This is a genomic window from Lactobacillus jensenii DSM 20557, assembly GCF_001436455.1.
Taxonomy (GTDB): Bacteria; Bacillota; Bacilli; order Lactobacillales; family Lactobacillaceae; genus Lactobacillus; species Lactobacillus jensenii.
The window spans coordinates 1-2,363 of record NZ_AYYU01000053.1 but is presented as its reverse complement, the minus strand read 5'-3'; the positions used below and the strand labels follow the sequence as shown (position 1 = coordinate 2,363).

The following is a 2,363-nucleotide window of genomic DNA, read 5'->3' as shown; positions in this document are numbered from 1 at the left end:
CTCTTCAACAACGAAAATTAGAGTTGGAAAATAAGCTCAAAAAGCAGATTGCTTTTTATTTATATTCTTTTACATTAACGCCAAACTTTAAACATATTGAAGTTAAAAATAAAAAATTAGGTGATATAGTTGATATTTCAAATGGAATTATGGGAGATTCTCAAAAGAAAAGTGGTAATTTTAAACTTACAAGAATTGAAACTATATCAAACGGCAAAATTGATTTATCAAGAACAGGTTATATAGATCAAGTAAGTGATGAGAAAAAATTTCTAGAAGTTGGAGATATACTGTATAGCAATATCAATTCGCTAACTCATATTGGAAAAAATGCTATTGTTAAAGAAAAGCATCTACCACTTGTACATGGCATTAATTTATTTAGACTTCACATAACAAATAATCAAATTACTCCTAATTATCTTCATGGTTTATTAAATCTTCCAAAATATAAATGGTGGGTAAAGTCACATGCTAATCCTGCTGTAAATCAAACTAGTATAAATAAGACAGAACTGAGTTCATTAGTTATAAAATATCCCGATTTAGATATTCAAAACCAAATTAACAATATAAATTATTCGTTTGCTCAATATTGGGATATACAATATTCAAAGAAAGAAAGTTTATGTCAACTCAAACAATTCTTACTTCAAAACTTATTTATATAGCACAAAGTCCTAGCTATCCAAGCTAGGACTTTTATTTTATAGCTGAGATAAATGATGCATTACTTTATCATTATCTTTATTTTCAAGCTCTTGAATAATGTGCAGGTATGTCTTTTGAGTAGTAGTAATATTAGCATGACCTAGTCGTTTAGCTACACTCGCTACAGATACACCTTCATAGAGAAGCAGTGAAGCATGTGTGTGCCTCAACCCATGGATTGAAATAACTGGGATTTCAGCTTGATAACATAGTCGCTCCAAGATTATGTTTATCGTTGAATTAAAAGCCCTTCCTGATACAAAAATAGGCTTGTCAGGGTCCATACCTTGTGTAATCTGCTTAAATTGCTGAGCAAGTTGCCAATCAATCATTACATTACGCTTAGAAGTCGGATTCTTAGTTGGTCTGAATCCTCCGCCAGCATATTTGTAATTCCAGGTTTTGGTTACAGTAATAACTTGCTTTTCATAATTAAAGTCATTAGGAGTTAATGCTAAAGCTTCAGCATAACGCAAGCCTGTCTTAGCGACTAATAAAATAAACCAATCCCAATTAGGTTCTGTACCTAGCTTTAACTGTTTTAAAAGCATCTGTAATTCAAATAAATTGAGATACTTTTTCTTTTTTGGTTTTGGTTTTCGGCCTTTAATAATTACTCTCCGAGTGGGATCAGTTTTTATCATTCCATCATCTAGTGCGTCTATAATTGCAGCTTTAAGGTGGTGATGAAAGTCTAAGGTTGTGTGCTTTTCGTGGGTTTCAGCATAGTCATTCAATAACTTTTGATATGTCTGACGATTTAACTCAGATAATCTCAATTCAGGTGCTAACTCTCGTAGTTTGCGCTCGGTCAGATAATACTTATCAAGCGTAACTTGCCGAATTGCACCTTTTTTATACAGTTCAATCCAATTACCATAATACCGATAAAACAACTTTGTACTAATTTTCTTTGACATAAGAAAACCTCCTAAATTTTGATTAGGAGGTTATTGTAGCAATCTAGATAAAGAGATTTTGAAGTAGGAATTGTTTGAGTTGATTAGTAGTAACAATAACTTTATATTGTATATCAATATCTGTATCAATATTACAAAACAATTTATTAAGTCCTTTAAGTGCTTTATAAGTCGGAAATACTATGTGAAAATTTCTTATTTTCTTTGCATTTAAATTATTTTGAGTTCCAGTTGAAATCAAGCGAATCCATTCTTTATCAAAATTAGCTTTTTCAAGAATAATATATATAAAATCTCTCTTTTCATCATCATCAAAAGTCATGTTAAAAAAAGCCTGACTTGTTGCCATTTCTTTACTCAATATTCCTATTTTTCCTACACTTGCATACATTGCTAAACTAATTGAACCTGCAGGTACAAGCTTAGCACTACTATTTTCTAATCCTTTTTTAGATAATGTTTTTTGAGTTTTATAAATTTTCTTATTATTTAAATCTGAAATAGTTAGGAAAGGTATATTCCCACCATAAAAAGTTTTATTTTTAACAGAAGGTGTCCCTCCAGAGCAATCAGTATTATATATTTCAGATAATTTTGCATATTTCCATTTATCTTGAAATTCTCGAAATCTAATTTTAGGCTTAAAGATTACAGCTTCTTTTGAGGGGATTGCATTTTGAAAAAGGAAAAATTTTAACTGTTTTTCCAACTCTAATTTTCGTTGTTGAAGAG

3 protein-coding genes are annotated in these 2,363 nt (G+C 30.3%); 1 reads left to right on the top strand and 2 read right to left on the bottom strand.

The genetic code is table 11. The features are described 5' to 3' along the window. A partial coding sequence (locus FC45_RS07370; protein ID WP_201780508.1) for a restriction endonuclease subunit S occupies window positions 1-671 on the top strand: 671 nt, incomplete at its 5' end. Window positions 672-707: 36 nt separating this feature from the next. On the opposite strand, the gene FC45_RS07365 is transcribed toward FC45_RS07370, so the two are convergent. Continuing rightward, on the bottom strand, window positions 708-1,631 hold the full coding sequence (locus FC45_RS07365; protein WP_006588596.1) for a site-specific integrase: 924 nt from the start codon (window positions 1,629-1,631) through the stop codon (window positions 708-710). 43 nt (window positions 1,632-1,674) lie between these two features. After that, window positions 1,675-2,363 (bottom strand): restriction endonuclease subunit S (locus tag FC45_RS07360; RefSeq protein WP_420911452.1); only part of this gene is annotated, 689 nt, incomplete at its 5' end.